Origin of the sequence: Comamonas sediminis (genome assembly GCF_041107495.1) — a bacterium.
In the GTDB taxonomy this organism is placed as follows: Bacteria; Pseudomonadota; Gammaproteobacteria; order Burkholderiales; family Burkholderiaceae_C; genus Comamonas; species Comamonas sediminis.
On sequence record NZ_JBGBDC010000006.1, the window covers coordinates 43892 to 57821 of the forward strand.

At 66.1% G+C, this 13930-nt stretch carries 14 protein-coding genes and 1 other RNA gene; 7 read left to right on the plus strand and 8 right to left on the minus strand.

All coding sequences use genetic code 11. The annotated features are described in order from the left end of the window. Window positions 1-9: 9 nt before the first annotated feature. Complete coding sequence (cysK, locus tag AB7A72_RS14260; RefSeq protein WP_239810649.1) at window positions 10-927, minus strand: cysteine synthase A; 918 nt, start codon at window positions 925-927, stop codon at window positions 10-12. A 200-nt stretch (window positions 928-1127) separates the two neighbouring features. Between cysK and AB7A72_RS14265 the strand changes: the two genes are divergently transcribed. After that, on the plus strand, window positions 1128-1298 hold the full coding sequence (locus tag AB7A72_RS14265; RefSeq protein WP_239810650.1) for a hypothetical protein: 171 nt from the start codon (window positions 1128-1130) through the stop codon (window positions 1296-1298). Window positions 1299-1331: 33 nt separating this feature from the next. Here AB7A72_RS14265 and AB7A72_RS14270 read toward each other — a convergent pair whose 3' ends face one another. Then, window positions 1332-2234, minus strand: coding sequence for a DMT family transporter (locus AB7A72_RS14270; RefSeq protein WP_369460371.1), 903 nt, complete (start codon window positions 2232-2234; stop codon window positions 1332-1334). A gap of 127 nt (window positions 2235-2361) precedes the next feature. On the opposite strand from AB7A72_RS14270, the gene AB7A72_RS14275 reads away from it, so the two are divergent. Then, the gene (locus tag AB7A72_RS14275; protein WP_369460372.1) at window positions 2362-3159 is read left to right on the plus strand and encodes an AraC family transcriptional regulator; all 798 of its coding nucleotides are present in this window, start codon (window positions 2362-2364) and stop codon (window positions 3157-3159) included. Window positions 3160-3250: 91 nt separating this feature from the next. Further along, an RNA gene (gene rnpB / locus AB7A72_RS14280) (RNase P RNA component class A) lies at window positions 3251-3590 on the plus strand. Between the two features lie 53 nt (window positions 3591-3643). Here the strand turns inward: rnpB and AB7A72_RS14285 are convergent. The 3 genes from AB7A72_RS14285 to dapF form a co-directional block, all read right to left on the minus strand. Next, the gene (locus AB7A72_RS14285) at window positions 3644-4573 is read right to left on the minus strand and encodes a tyrosine recombinase XerC (RefSeq protein ID WP_312417457.1); all 930 of its coding nucleotides are present in this window, start codon (window positions 4571-4573) and stop codon (window positions 3644-3646) included. A gap of 4 nt (window positions 4574-4577) precedes the next feature. Then, window positions 4578-5270, minus strand: coding sequence for a DUF484 family protein (locus tag AB7A72_RS14290; RefSeq protein WP_312417456.1), 693 nt, complete (start codon window positions 5268-5270; stop codon window positions 4578-4580). 65 nt (window positions 5271-5335) lie between these two features. Further along, a complete protein-coding gene (gene dapF, locus AB7A72_RS14295; protein WP_369460373.1) occupies window positions 5336-6208 on the minus strand; it encodes a diaminopimelate epimerase in 873 nt (290 codons plus the stop codon). A gap of 166 nt (window positions 6209-6374) precedes the next feature. On the opposite strand from dapF, the gene AB7A72_RS14300 reads away from it, so the two are divergent. Beyond that, entirely contained in the window at window positions 6375-8072 is a 1698-nt protein-coding gene (locus AB7A72_RS14300; RefSeq protein WP_369460374.1) for an MBL fold metallo-hydrolase, read from the plus strand. 29 nt (window positions 8073-8101) lie between these two features. Here AB7A72_RS14300 and pssA read toward each other — a convergent pair whose 3' ends face one another. After that, complete coding sequence (gene pssA, locus AB7A72_RS14305; protein ID WP_239810657.1) at window positions 8102-8725, minus strand: CDP-diacylglycerol--serine O-phosphatidyltransferase; 624 nt, start codon at window positions 8723-8725, stop codon at window positions 8102-8104. A gap of 212 nt (window positions 8726-8937) precedes the next feature. Between pssA and AB7A72_RS14310 the strand changes: the two genes are divergently transcribed. The 3 genes from AB7A72_RS14310 to AB7A72_RS14320 are packed head-to-tail and all read left to right on the plus strand — an operon-like array spanning window position 8938 to window position 12295. Then, window positions 8938-10314 carry an aspartate aminotransferase family protein gene (locus AB7A72_RS14310; RefSeq protein WP_239810658.1) on the plus strand — a complete coding sequence of 459 codons (1377 nt, stop codon included), beginning with the start codon at window positions 8938-8940 and terminating at the stop codon, window positions 10312-10314. A gap of 2 nt (window positions 10315-10316) precedes the next feature. After that, on the plus strand, window positions 10317-11384 hold the full coding sequence (locus tag AB7A72_RS14315; protein ID WP_313332722.1) for a GNAT family N-acetyltransferase: 1068 nt from the start codon (window positions 10317-10319) through the stop codon (window positions 11382-11384). Next, the gene (locus tag AB7A72_RS14320) at window positions 11381-12295 is read left to right on the plus strand and encodes a hypothetical protein (RefSeq protein ID WP_369460375.1); all 915 of its coding nucleotides are present in this window, start codon (window positions 11381-11383) and stop codon (window positions 12293-12295) included. Before AB7A72_RS14315 ends, AB7A72_RS14320 begins: the two co-directional genes overlap by 4 nt. Here AB7A72_RS14320 and AB7A72_RS14325 read toward each other — a convergent pair. Together AB7A72_RS14325 and AB7A72_RS14330 are read right to left on the minus strand one after the other, a co-directional pair. Further along, entirely contained in the window at window positions 12225-13463 is a 1239-nt protein-coding gene (locus AB7A72_RS14325) for a DegT/DnrJ/EryC1/StrS family aminotransferase (protein WP_369460376.1), read from the minus strand. The genes AB7A72_RS14320 and AB7A72_RS14325 overlap by 71 nt on opposite strands. A gap of 28 nt (window positions 13464-13491) precedes the next feature. Continuing rightward, window positions 13492-13926, minus strand: coding sequence for an EamA family transporter (locus AB7A72_RS14330; RefSeq protein WP_239810661.1), 435 nt, complete (start codon window positions 13924-13926; stop codon window positions 13492-13494). Window positions 13927-13930: the final 4 nt, after the last annotated feature.

Genomic DNA, 13930 nt, shown 5'->3' on the forward strand with positions numbered 1-13930 from the left:
CGTGGGAGATCAGGCCGGCAGGAAGCCGTCCACCGACAGGTAGCGTTCGCCGGTGTCATAGGCGAAGCCCAGCACCTTGGCGTTGGGCGGCAGATCGGGCAGTTTCTGCGCGATGGCAGCCAGGGTGGCGCCCGACGAGATGCCGACCAGCAGGCCTTCTTCACGCGCCGCACGGCGTGCGTATTCACGGGCGGGCTCGGCATCGACCTGGATCACGCCGTCGAGTACGCTGGTGTCGAGGTTGCGCGGGATAAAGCCGGCGCCAATGCCCTGGATCGGGTGCGGAGCAGGCTGGCCGCCGGAGATGACGGGCGAAGCGGTAGGCTCGACCGCGTAGACCTTGAGCTGGGGGAACTTGGCCTTGAGCACATGGGCCACGCCCGAGAGGTGGCCGCCGGTACCGACGCCGGTGATCAGCACATCCAGGCCATCGGGGAAATCGGCCAGCACTTCCTGCGCGGTGGTGCGCTCATGCACGGCGGTATTGGCGGGGTTCTCGAACTGCTGCGGGATCCAGGAGCCAGGGGTCTGCGCGGCCAGTTCCTCGGCGCGGGCGATGGCGCCCTTCATGCCCTTTTCCTTGGGGGTCAGGTCAAAGCTGGCGCCATAGGCCAGCATCAGGCGGCGGCGCTCAATGGACATGCTCTCGGGCATCACCAGGATGAGCTTGTAGCCCTTGACCGCGGCGACCAGCGCCAGGCCCACGCCGGTGTTGCCGCTGGTGGGCTCGATGATGGTGCCGCCGGGCTTGAGCGCGCCGGACTTCTCGGCATCTTCGATCATCGCCAGCGCGATGCGGTCCTTGATGGAGCCGCCCGGATTGCTGCGTTCGGACTTGATCCAGACCTGGGCGCCAGCGCCGAACAAACGGTTGATACGGACCACCGGCGTATTGCCGATGGTGTGCAGAATATTCTCAACTTTCATGGTGCCTCCAGCAGATCAGGATGAACAAGGGGGTGGAAATTGCCGAACCATTGTGACGCAGTTGATCATTCCATCTGGAATATCAATATGCCTAGGATGTTCTTAGCGTCGCCGGCTGCATTCCTTGACGGGCATCAATACCGCCTCCGGCCTCTGGGGCGAAGATGCCTGTGCATGTTACTGCTGCGCAAGGAGGCGGTTTGCTGAGTTTCAACACCACCCTGGTCTTACTGGCCATCTGCTGCGTCAGCCTGTTGCTGGGTTTTTCCTGGCGCGACAAAGGCTGGGCGCCGTGGCTGATGCTGGTATCGGTCTGTGGCCTGCTGGCGCTGATGGCCAGGATCATCTACGACCTGCTGGCGATGGGCTGAGCAGGCCCTGGTTCGCCACCAGGTTCCCTGGCGTCAGGCCGCTGTGCTGGCGCGCGGTTTGGCGCGGCGCAGCGGCGTCTTCCACAGCTCGGCCAGCAGCACACCCAGGATGGTCATCGCGCCGCCGATCCACAGGTAGCTGTGCAACTGCTCCTTGGCCCAGGCCGAGGCGATCAGCGCGGTCAGCAACGGGGTCAGGTTGAAGAACATGATCGAGCGGCTGGGCCCGAGCTTGGCGACGGCCGTCATCCACATCCAGGTGGCCACGATGGATGCCATCGTGCCGGCATAGGCAACCAGGTACCAGTTGTCGGCATGGAGGCCGACCTTGGGCGAGGCCAGGTAGAACGGCAGCTGCGCGACCATGGCCACCACCATCTGCAGGTAGAGCAACTGCCAGCTGGGCACGCGCGGCATGGCCCAGCGCTTGAGCAGGACGTTGTAGGCCGCATAGGCCAGGCAGGCCAGCAGCATCAGCAGATCGCCCCGGTTGATGCCCTGGTCCAGCAAGGACCCGGGGTGGCCTTCGCTGATCACCAGCACCACACCGGCAAAGGCCAGCACCGAGCCGATGGCGCCACCGGCCGTCAGCACCTGGCCGAGCAGGCCCACGCAGATGCCCAGCACCACCAAGGGCGACAGGGTCAGGATGATGCCCATGTGCGTGGCGGTGGTGTAGGCGGCGGCAAAGTACGCGCAGCTTTGGTAGACCACCATGCCGAGAATGCCCAGCACCAGGATCTGGCCGGCATGGCCCCGGATGGCCTCGCGGTTGCGCCAGACTGCCGGCAGCAGCACGGGGGTGACCAGCAGCACCGCCAGCACCCAGCGCAGAAAGCCGATTTCAATCGGCGCAATGGCGCCAGCGGCCTGTTTGCTGACAACGGTGTTGCCCGACCAGATCAAGACCGCCAGCAGCGGATACAGGTATTGCATATCTCAAGCATTCAAAAACATCTGGCTGCTATCATCGCTGTGGCGGGTTTAAAGCCTATAGCTGTAATCAGACATTTAAAGCACCAAGCCAGACATATTGCGCGGTGCGGCAGGCAAGGAGGCCGCGATGGCGACAGGCCAGGCACTGAAAATTTACGACGTGGATGCCGAGACGGCGCCCTATCTGGTGCGCTACGACGAGTTTGCCGCCGGCAGTTTTGCCGATGCGCACAGCCACCGGCCCGGCCACCTGAACTACACATCGCATGGCACGATGACCATCGTCACCCAGGGGCGGAGCCTGGTGGCACCGCCGCAGTACGGCATCTGGATTCCGCCGGCGGTGGAGCACAACTGCTATGTGCCGCAGGCGGCCGTCTACCGCTCGTTTTATGTGCAGCCGGCGCTGTGCACAGGCCTTCCCGAGCAGGCCTGCATCATCCGCATCAGCGCCATTGCGCGCAGCATCCTCGCCGATCTGGCACAGCGCGACATACGCCGGCCATCAACGGCCGAGGACCTGCGCCTGGCCGAGGTCATGGTGGACCAGCTGCGGCTGGCGCCGCCCGAGCACAGCTTTCTGCCATCGGCCCAGTCCAAGGCGCTGGTGGCCGTGCTCGATGCCCTCAAGGCCGAGCCTGGCAGCCGCCGCACGATGGCCGATTGGGCGTCTTCGGTGCATATGACGGAGCGGACCTTGGCGCGCCACTGCCACCAGGAGCTGGGCATGGGCCTGGCCGAATGGCGCCAACGCCTGCGCCACCTCTGCGCGGTGGATGCGCTGGGCCAGGGTCGGACGGTGCAGGAGATCGCCTTTGACCTGGGCTACAGCACGGCCTCGGCCTTTATCGCGATGTTCCAGCGCGCTGCGGGCATGCCGCCCGAGCAGTTCCGGCGCGAGTTCGGCAACGCGGTGGCCGAATAGGGCGGCGGTTGGCCGTTTATCCTGGCAGCGGCCTGCAGTTTTTGCCCGGCTGGCGCGGGCGGCTGCCATTCGGTGGAATAATCACGCCTGTGAAGCCTGCCAGACCGCCGCTGGTGCTAGTGCCGAAAGGCCGCACTGGAGGAACGTCCGGACTGCACAGGACAGCGTAGCAGCTAACGGCTGCCCACCGTGAGGTGAGGATCAGAGCAACAGAGACGAGTCCGGGGGGCGTACCGCAAGGTAAACCACCCGGGGTGAAACGGGCAATCTCTACGCGCAGCAATACCAAGTAGGCCAGCGTTGATGTGGTTCCGCAGAGTTGGCGGGTAGGTAGCGTCGAGCCGTGGTGGTGACACCCGGCCCAGAGTAATGGCGGTCACGCCTGGGGCAACCCGGGTGCACAGAATCCGGCTTATCGGCAGACTTCACACCTGATCGCGCACAGCGGCCACCGATGCCCATCGGTGGCCGTTTTGCTTTCCGCTCAGTCCTTTTTGCGGGCGCGCGGATGGGCCTGGTCGTAGACCTGGGCCAGGTGCTGAAAATCGAGCCGGGTGTAGACCTGGGTGGTGGTGATGCTGGCGTGTCCCAGCAACTCCTGCACCGCGCGCAAATCCTGGCTGGACTGCAGCACATGGCTGGCAAAGGAATGGCGCAGCATGTGCGGATGCACCGGCGTGGTCATGCCGGCGACCAGGCTGCGCTCGCGCAGGCGCTGCCAGACGCTGGCGGCCGACAGGCGGGCGCCGCGCACACCGATGAACAAGGCTGCATCGCAGGGCGCGACCTGGTCACGCACGGCCAGCCAGGCCTGCAGCGCCACCAGCGCCGCCTTGCCCACAGGGACCACACGGCGCTTGCTGCCCTTGCCCAGCACATGGGCCTCGGCTGCCTCCATATCGATCCAGCCCAGCGCCTGCACGCTGGCAGCGGTATCCAGGCCCACGAGCTCGCCCACGCGCAGTCCGCTGCCATACATCAGCTCGACCATGGCACTGTCGCGGGTCTGCACCCAGGGGTCGCCCTGCGCATGGCTGGCTTCGGAAAAGCGCACCGCATCGTCGACGGACAAGGCCTTGGGCAAGGGCTTCGGAGATTTAGGGGCGCGCACATCCTGCACCGGGTTGCGCTCGACCAGGCCTTCGCGGCCAGCCCAGTTGAAAAAGCCGCGCCAGCCGCTCAGGATCAGCGCAATGCCACGGCCACTGCGGCCTGCGGCATGCATCTGCGCGACAAAGCGGCGGATATGCTGGGGCCCCAGTTGCAGTACCTCGGTGTGGGCCTCGGCGGCCATGGCCGACAGGCGCTGCAAATCCAGCGTGTAGAGCGTGTGTGTGCGCGGCGCCAGCCGCTTTTGCACGCGCACATGCTCCAGGTACTGGAGCATGGGGGCGCTGAGCGCGGCGCTGTCCATGGGCCTAGCGCAGGCGGCAGAGCACGCTGGCGGCAATCTCGCCCATGCGCTCGAGCAGATCGGTGTCCATGTCGGCCTGGAAGCGGGCCGGATCGGGCGAGCCCAGCACCAGCAGGCCCCAGGCGGGGGTGTCACCCAGGATGGCGCCGTCGCGCAGCGGCAGCAGCACCACCGACTGCACCTGCGCGCTGTCGGGCAGCCAGCCGGCCGGCTCGACGCCGACATTGGGGCCGCAGTAGGGGGTGGACAGCGAGCTCGCAAAGCTGCGCGCATCGGCGCTCACGCCCTGGGCGAAGGGCTCGTTCAGGTAGGTTTCGGCCACATCCCAGAGCCGCAGCGCGACCTGGGGCACCTCGAAGTGCTGCATCAGGCTGTCGGCAATCACCTCGGGCAGCTGCAGCGGGTTGCGGGTCTTGACGACATCGCAGGTCCAGTGGTGGATGCGGTCAATCGTGTGGTGGTTCTGGCTGCCGTTGCGCATCATGTCCATGATGCGGTGCTCCAGGCCCTTGATCTTGTCGCGCAGCATCTCGGCCTGGCGCTCCTGCAGGCTGACGGTGCGGTTGCCGTAGGGGCTGACCATGTGCACGCCGGTCAGCACCTGGGCCTGGCGCTCGAAGAAATCCGGTGTCTGCACCAGGAACTCGGCGATGTCTTCTTCGGTAATGGGGGGAACCTGGTTGTTGTTTGCGCTCATCGGTCTCTCTCGTATCGGCTGCTCGCCGTCTCCTCAATCGGTAGCCGCAAGGTGCAGCGCCGTGCCTAGTCCGGAATGCGGATCTCACCTTCGAACACGGTCGTGGCCGGGCCGGTCATCATCACCGGGTCAGCGGCCTGGCCGCTCCAGGCGATGGTCAGCAGTCCGCCCCGGGTCTGCACATCCACCGGGCTTTGCAGCAGGCCCAGCTCGATGCCGGCCACCACCGCCGCGCAGGCGCCGGTACCGCAGGCCAGGGTCTCGCCGGTGCCGCGCTCAAACACCCGCAGCCGCACCTGGTGCGCCGTCTGCACCTGCAGAAATCCGACATTCACGCGTTCGGGAAAACGGGGATGGGACTCCAGCACGGGGCCCTGGGAGGCGACCGGCGCAGTGTCCACATCGTCGACCAGCATCACCGCATGCGGGTTGCCCATGGACACCGGTACGACGAACACGGTGGTGGGATCGACCGGCACTTGCAGCGCCAGCGGCCATTTCTGGGTGTGGTGCTGGGCCACCGGCGTGAGGCCGCTGGTGTTGAAGGGCACGTCTTCGGGCACCAGGCGGGGCTGGCCCATGTTCACGGTGACCCGGCCATCGGCCATCAGCTCGGGGGCGATCACGCCTTTTTGGGTCTGAACCCGGATCGCGCGCTTGTCGGTCAGGCCCTTGTCATAGACAAAACGTGCAAAACAGCGCGCGCCGTTGCCACATTGCTCCACCTCGCCGCCATCGGCGTTGTGGATGATGTATTCAAAATCCACCCCAGGGGCGGGCGACGGCCGCACCGTCAGGATCTGGTCGGCACCAACGCCAAAATGGCGGTCGGCCAGAAAGCGGTACTGGTCGGCACGCAAACCCAGCGGGCCGGCGGTCTCGTCGAGCACGACAAAATCATTGCCGGCGCCTTGCATCTTGGTAAAACGGATGTCCATCTGCGTATTATCGCTTTTTGGGCCCGGCCGGCTGCACTGCGGGACAGAGGGCCTCATTACCCGCACCGCGCCCCGAGGTTGCAGATGCGGACAGTCTGGGGCAATGCCGTCCTTGCCGGCCCTGCGCGTGACACGGGCCAGCCATGCAAGTGTTGATAATGGGCCCATGACCCGTACCAGCCAGCTCCTCCATGTGCAACGCGAGCCCGCGCCGGCCCGCGCAGCCGCCACGGCCCTGTTCTTGCGCGATGCGCCCGATCCTGATGCGGGGCCCGGCGCCACCCGGCTGGAGGTGCTGATGTCGCGCCGCTCCGACCAGGCGCGCTTTGCCGCCGGGCACTATGTTTTCCCCGGAGGGGCTGTGGATGCCAGCGATGCCCAGCACCACGACCTGTTGGCGCGCCGCACGGCGCAAACCACCGAGGAGCTGACCTACGCCCAGGCCGCCATCCGCGAGAGCATGGAGGAGATGGGCGTGCTGTTGGCCCGCCACGCCGATGGCCGCTGGGCCAGCCAGGCCGAGGTGGCCAGCATTGACCGCAGCCAGCCTCTGCTGCCGCAGTGCGCGGCGCTGGGCTTGACCTTGGCCGCCGATGTGTTGTGGCCGTTGGCACGCTGGACGGCGGCGCAGGAAATACCGATCCGCTTCGACGTGCCTTTTTTGGTGGCGCGCATGCCGCAGGGGCAGGAAGCGGTGACCGATGACACCGAACAGTTCGAGCCGCTGTGGGTGCACCCCGCGCAGGCCTTGCAGCGCGCGGCCGACGGGCAGATGACGGTGATGTTCCCCACCCGGGTCACGCTGGAGCGCCTGGCCGCCTACCCCACGGTGCAGGCGCTGATCGATGTGCTGCAGGCGCTGCAGCAGGTGCAGCCCGGCCAATGGCTCTGGCAGTCGATGCCGCGGGGCGCGGTGGTGAACGGCGAGGTGCGCCGATTCATGGAACATGAGACCGCCTATGGCGAGCTGGCCCTGGTCTGCCCCGATGGCCAGCTGCACCATGCGCTGGGCTGGCAGAGCGCACAGCCGGTGCCGCTGCTGAAGAACGTGCAGCGCCTGACGGCCGACAACGGCGGCACGATGACCGGCCCCGGCACCAACACCTACCTGGTCGGTGACGCCGAGACAGGCTATATCGTCATCGACCCCGGCCCCAGGCCGCAGCCGCAGGACGACCCGCACCTCAGCCGCATCATGGCCGCCACCGGTGGCGATATCCGCGCCATCGTCTGCACCCATTCGCACGCCGACCATTCACCCGGTGCAGCGCCGCTGCAGGCACTGGTCGCCCAGGCAGGCCGAAGCAAGCCGCTGATCTGGGGCCTGTCGTCTGCCTGCACGGCGCGCGCGGGCAGCCAGTTCACGCCCGACCAGGAACTTCAGGACGGCCAGCTGCTGCGATTGGCGCACCCGGGCGATCCCGCAGGCAGCCACAGCCTGCGCGTGGTGCACACGCCCGGCCATGCGGCCAACCATGTCTGTCTGGTGCTGGAAGAGGACGGCCTGCTGTTCAGCGGCGACCATATATTGAACGGCAGCACCACCGTGGTGGACCCGCCGGATGGCAATATGCGCCTGTACCTGGCCTCGCTGGCCAAGCTGGCACAGGTATGTGAACAGGGGGAGATCGGCTTCATCCTGCCAGCCCATGGCTATGTGCTGGCCCAGCCGCTGCAGGTGATTGCCAAGCTGCAGGCACACCGCATGGCGCGCGAAGAGAAGGTGCGCCAGGCCATGGCGCAAGCGCCCGATGGCACGCCGGAGGACTGGGTGGCGATCGCCTATGCCGACACGCCCGAGCGGCTGTGGCCGGTGGCCAAGCGGTCACTGCTGGCCCACGTAGAGCATATTCGCGGGATGTGATCGGGCCGTGGGCGCGAGGCCCAAGGCTCTTAAAGCTTGGGGATCTTGATGCGGCTGATCATCAACGAGCCCGACACGGCAAACAGCAGCACCAGCGGGTGCAAGGTGAAGCCGCCGATCAGCACCTTGCCGAACCACAGATCGGCCCGCACCGCATTCATGGCGGCGGCCAGCGCCAGCAGCGCGACCAGCACGATCGACGTGGGGATGGGGGTGCCTTCAAAGTACTTCACCTTGCCCGAGGGACCCTCCGACAGCGACTCTGCGGTGACGTTGTAGCGCGCCAGGCGCGAGACGCCGCAGGCCACAAAGTAGCCCAGCACGATGCGGTCCCACATGCCTTGCATGCCGCAGGCATAGGCAATGATGGCAGGTGCCACACCGAAGGAGATCACATCGGCCAGCGAATCGAGCTCGCGGCCCATCGCCGATGATTTTTGCCGCCAGCGTGCAATGCGGCCATCAAAGATATCGAAGATCAGCGCGGCCAGCACCAGGGCGGCGGCAAAGTAGATATGCCGGCGGTCCGAGGTTTCCAGAAAGGTCATCGCCGAGAACAGTGCGCCTACGCCGCAGACGGCATTGCCCAGGGTGAACCAGTCTGCGAGGTGGAACTCGCGAATCATCGAAAAGCGTTTGTGTGGACTATTCATGGAAGATGGTGTCTGCGGCTCAAATGCACGGGCCGCCTCTGGGGGCGCCCTGGTTGCCGACCATGGTACACCCTGTATGGGCCAGCGCCAAACCAGGCAGCCGCCATGCTCCATGAAGCGGGCAAGATCTCCATCAATCCTACAAACAATGTAGGCGGAGCCACAACATTGCAGGGCCAGACTGGCGGCACTCAAAACTGGAGCCCTCCGCCGTGACTTTCAATACCGAACAACTGCTGGCTGATGAAGCCCAATACTGCTCTTTTGGCGACACCGTTCACTACGTCAATCCCCCCAAGATCTTCAGCGGCTGCGAGGGCAGCTACATGTATGACCAGGAAGGCACGCCTTACCTGGATCTGCAGATGTGGTATTCGGCCGTGAACTTCGGCTACAAGAACAAGCGCCTGGAAGACAAGATGATCGAGCAGCTGCGCGAGCTGCCCCAAGTGGCCAGCCAGTACCTGCACCCGACGAAGATCGAGCTGGCCAAGTTCATTGCGCAGGATGCCGAGAAGAAATGGGGCATGCCAGGCCGCGTGCATTTCAACGTGGGTGGCGCCCAGGCGATTGAAGACTCGCTCAAGGTGGTGCGCAATGCCACCCATGGCAAAAGCCTGATGTTCGCGTTTGAAGGCGGCTACCACGGCCGTACCCTGGGTGCCTCGAGCATCACCTCCAGCTACCGCTACCGCCGCCGCTTCGGCCATTTCAGTGACCGCGCGCAGTTCATTCCCTTCCCGTACCCTTTCCGCCGCCCCAAGGGCATGACTGCAGAAGAGTATGCGGATTCCATCGTGCAGGAGTTTGCGCGCAAGTTCGAGAACGAGTACCACGCCGTCTGGGATCCCAAGACCCAGCAGTGCGAGTACGCGGCCTTCTACATCGAGCCGATCCAGGGCACGGGAGGCTATGTGGTGCCACCGCCCAATTTCTTCAAAGGCCTGAAGAAGGTGCTCGACGACCATGGCGTGCTGATGGTGGTCGACGAAATCCAGATGGGCTTCTGGCGCACCGGCACCCTGTGGTCGGTGGAGAACTTCGGCGTCAAGCCCGATGTGCTGGTGTTCGCCAAGGCGCTGACCAATGGCCTGAACGCGCTGTCCGGTCTGTGGGCCCGTGAGGAGCTGATCAACCCCACGGTGTTCCCGCCAGGCTCGACCCACTCGACCTTTGCTTCCAACCCGCTGGGCACGGCGCTGGGCCTGGAAGTGATGAAGATGACCCACGAGATGGACTTTGGCCGCCAGGTGCGCGAGTCGGGTGCCTATTTCCTCGATGGTCTGCAACAGCTGCAAAAGCGCCATCCGGAAATCGGCGATGTCGATGGCATGGGCCTGGCGCTGCGCGCCGAGATCTGCACGGCCGATGGCTTTACCCCCAACAAGGCGCTGCTGGACAAGATGGTCGACCTGGGCCTGGAAGCCAAGCTCACGTACCAGGGCCAAAAACGGGGTTTGGTGCTCGACGTGGGCGGCTACTACAAGAACGTGATCACCTTCGCGCCGTCGCTGATGATCAGCCGCAGCGAGATCGATGAAGCGCTGGTGCTGCTCGACCAGCTGATCACCCTGGCCAAGGCGTCCTGAACTTGAGTGAATCCTTGCGCCCCTCGCGCAACCAGTTGGAGCCCTCTGCGCTGATCCGGCAGTTTGCCGCGCATCCGCCCGAGGGCTTTGCGGTGTTTTCGGACCGGCCGTTCCCGGCCTTTCGCGCGCCCTTTGACCTACTGACCACGGCTGACGAGGCCGTCAAGCGCTGGGTGCTGCAGCTGCCCGGCGGGGCCTGGCTGGCGCAGCGCTTGCGGCTGCGCACCGATTTTGTCGGCTCCACCTTGAGCGAGTACCTGGTGCTGCCCCCGGATGTGGCGATGGACAAGCTGGCCAGCCAGCTGTGCCGCTACGCCGGCCGCTGCATGCTGACCATTGTCAAGGACCTGCCGCAGGCATCGCCGCTGCTGCCGCCGGCCGACAATGCCGATGCCCATCGCTTGGCCCAGGCGCTGCAGCACGAAGGCTTCATCCTGGTGGAAGGCCAGGCGCTGGCCTATGTGCCTATCGATTTCGACAGCATTGACGGCTACCTGGCGCGGCTGTCCAAAAACCGGCGCTCCGACCTGCGCCGCAAGCTCAAGAGCCGCAGCCAGCTGCAGATCCGGCGCATTCCCACCGGCCCGGCCTTTGCCGACGAGGCCCTGGTCGATGCCTACTATGCGCTGTTCGAGGCCGTGTATGCACAAAGCGAGCTGCATTTTGACAAGCTCAGCCGCAGCTTTTTTGCCGCAGTGCTGCGCGATGCCGCCAACCAGGGCCTGGTGTTTGAGTACCGCGATGCGCAGGATGGCAGCTTGCTGGGCTGGAACCTGTGCTTTGCGCATGATGGGCGGCTGGTCGACAAATACATCGGCCTGTCCTACCCGCGTGCGCGCCAGACCAACCTGTACTTCGTCAGCTGGATCGTGAACCTGGAATATGCGCTGGAGTGCGGCCTGTCACACTATGTGGCCGGCTGGACCGATCCCGAAGTCAAGGCGCAACTGGGCGCCAGCTTCACTTTTACCCAGCATGCGGTCTACATCCGCAACCCGCTGCTACGGGCCTTGGGGCGGCGGTTTTCCCGGCATTTTGAAAGTGACCGCGCATGGCAGGAACAGCGATGACCCCGTTGGTGCTGGATGTCGATGGCTCCGTCGGCCCGTTGGCTGGTGAGCTGCGCCTGGCGCTGGGCGACTGGCAGGAGGCGATCCGCTTTGGCGCATCGCTGGGCCGCTACCAGCAGTTCCGCCGCCATCTGCAGGCCCAGCTGCCGCCGCAGCATGGCACGGCCTGGATGGGCAGTGGCGATTTTCACCACCTGTCCTGGCTGCTGATCGAGCACTGCATCGCCCGCCAGCGCTTCAGCCCTGCGCGCCCGTTGCGGGTGGTGGTGCTGGACAACCATCCGGACAACATGCGCTTTCCCTGGGGTGTGCATTGTGGCTCCTGGGTGCGGCGCATCGCCATGCATCCGGCGGTATCGCATGTGCATGTCGCGGGCATCACCTCGCCCGATATTGGCGCCGGCCATGCCTGGGAGAACTACCTGCGTCCGTTGCATGCCGGCAAGCTCAGCTACTGGAGCTGCGGCGTGGACACCGGTTGGGCGCGGCGCCTGGGCATGTCGGCCGCCTTTCGGGCTTTTCCCGGCCTCGATGCCTTGGCCGATGCCCTGACCGCCACCCTGGCCAGCGAGCGCCAAAGCACCTACCTCAGCATTGACAAGGATGTGTTTGCCACGGACGTGGTCACCACGAACTGGGACCAGGGCCAGATGCGCGAGGCGCAGGCGATGGGCATCATCGCGGCCTTGGGCGGCCAGCTGGTGGGCAGCGACATCACCGGCGATGTCTCGTCCTGGCAATACAGCACCTGGTGGAAGCGCTGGCTCAGTGCGGGTGACGGCCAGGACACGGCCATCGATGCCCAGGCGCTGGCGCAGGCACAGGCGGGCCAGCATGCGCTCAACCAGCGGCTGATGGCGGCATTGTCTGCCGCAACGCATCCAGCAACTGGCCAAACAACGCATCACTGAGCCAGGCGCTGTTGCTGATGGCCAGCAGGCGCTGTGCCCAATCGCGGGCCTGCGGCACCGGGTCATCCATCGCCTCGCCCAGCACGGGCGCATAGCGCTCGTAGTCGGGCAGCACCCGGCTGAAGGGCAGTGACAGCCCCCAGCCGCTGGCCCAGTGCGCCTGCATCAGCGCATCGCGCTGGGCGGCACTGGGCAAGCGCAGCAGAATCACCGGCCAGATGCCTTGCGCCTGGGGCGGGGAGTCCTCCACCACCTCCAGACCGGGCAGCGTGCGCAGCTGGGCGATGCGCTGCTGCGCCTGCTGCTGCGCCTGCGCCCAGTGCGCATCCAGCCGGGCCAGCGCACGCAGGCCAACGCGCTGGCGCCAAGCGCCCATGCTGTGCTGCGGGATGTGGCTGCCGAAGTCATCGCCAGCGGCTGTCACCCAGTCGCCCCGCGCCAGGCTGCGCCGCAGCGGTGCGCCGTAGACCCGGTCGAGCAGCGCCGGGCGGAAGGCTGCGGCATAGCCGAGCAGCTCCAGGCTGCGGCGCAGCTCCCAGGCCAGGTGGGGGCGTATCGATGCCTGGTGCTGTGCACGCAGCGCCGCCATCAGCGCCGGGTCGCGGGCCAGCAGCACGCCGCCTTCGTAGGTGCTCAGGCCCTTGCCCACTGCCAGGCTGAACAGCGCGATGTCGCCCTGCAGGCCCACGCTGCGGCCGTGCACCCGGGCGCCCAGGGCCTGGGCGGCGTCCTCGATCACATAGGCGCCGCAGGCCTGGGCGCGGGGCAGCAGCCGGGCGACATCGGCCACACGGCCGCCTAGGTGGGTGGGCACCAGTGCGAGGGTACGGTGGCTGAGCAGCGCATCGAGCGCATCGCCATCCATGTCCAGGCAGTCAGGTGACAGGTCGCAGAGCCGCAGCTGCAGGCCACACTGCGCAACGGCCAGCGCCACCAGCGGGCAGGTGTAGGCGGGCACCACCACCTCGCAGCGATCGGGAGCCAGCTGCTGCAGCGTGCGCAGTGCCAGCACCAGCGCGGAGGTGCCCGAGCACTCCAGCAGCACCTCGTCCACTTCCAGCCAGGCGGCCAGCGCCCGGTCCAGGCGCTTGTCACCCCAGGGGCGCAGATCGGCGCAGCGCAGCGCCAAGCCTGCGGTGGGAGGCACGGAGATGCGGCGCGCAGTCATCGGCGGTGGCCAGGGCTGTGGCGCGCCATCAGCGTGCAGCGGCGCTGGCGCCGGTACCGTCCGCCAGGTTCTCTCCCGGCTTGGCGGCACCATGGTCCCGGGCTTCGCTCAGGGCCAGGCAGGCAATGCCGGCCACGATGAACATGCAGCCCAGAATCTGGGGCAGGCCGATGGTCTCCTGGAACAGGTAGTGGGACAGCACCAGCACCGAGATGATCTCCAGGTGCGAGGCGGCAAAGGCGGGGCCGACGGGTGCGCGCCGCAGCAGATGCATCCAGGTGAAAAAGGCGCCGATGTAGCCGATCAAGGCGCCATAGATCCAGGGCTGGGCAAACACGCGCCAGAGCCAGGAGGGGCTGAACTCCAGCGGCAGTGCGGCATCGCCCGCCTTTTTGAAACTCAGCTGGGCCAGCGTGTCGAAGGCCATCAGCACCAGAAAGCCGACCAGGTAGAAGCGCTTCATGCCG

Excerpts from the sequence above, each read along its gene's own strand:
- AB7A72_RS14270 (WP_369460371.1), bottom strand. The coding sequence starts at position 2,234 with ATGCAATACCTGTATCCGCTGCTGGCGGTCTTGATCTGGTCGGGCAAC.
- AB7A72_RS14330 (WP_239810661.1), bottom strand. The coding sequence starts at position 13,926 with ATGAAGCGCTTCTACCTGGTCGGCTTTCTGGTGCTGATGGCCTTCGAC.
- AB7A72_RS14290 (WP_312417456.1), bottom strand. The coding sequence starts at position 5,270 with ATGAGCGCAAACAACAACCAGGTTCCCCCCATTACCGAAGAAGACATC.
- dapF (WP_369460373.1), bottom strand. The coding sequence starts at position 6,208 with ATGGACATCCGTTTTACCAAGATGCAAGGCGCCGGCAATGATTTTGTC.
- AB7A72_RS14325 (WP_369460376.1), bottom strand. The coding sequence starts at position 13,463 with ATGACTGCGCGCCGCATCTCCGTGCCTCCCACCGCAGGCTTGGCGCTG.
- pssA (WP_239810657.1), bottom strand. The coding sequence starts at position 8,725 with ATGAATAGTCCACACAAACGCTTTTCGATGATTCGCGAGTTCCACCTC.
- AB7A72_RS14320 (WP_369460375.1), top strand. The coding sequence starts at position 11,381 with ATGACCCCGTTGGTGCTGGATGTCGATGGCTCCGTCGGCCCGTTGGCT.
- cysK (WP_239810649.1), bottom strand. The coding sequence starts at position 927 with ATGAAAGTTGAGAATATTCTGCACACCATCGGCAATACGCCGGTGGTC.
- AB7A72_RS14285 (WP_312417457.1), bottom strand. The coding sequence starts at position 4,573 with ATGGACAGCGCCGCGCTCAGCGCCCCCATGCTCCAGTACCTGGAGCAT.
- AB7A72_RS14300 (WP_369460374.1), top strand. The coding sequence starts at position 6,375 with ATGACCCGTACCAGCCAGCTCCTCCATGTGCAACGCGAGCCCGCGCCG.
- AB7A72_RS14275 (WP_369460372.1), top strand. The coding sequence starts at position 2,362 with ATGGCGACAGGCCAGGCACTGAAAATTTACGACGTGGATGCCGAGACG.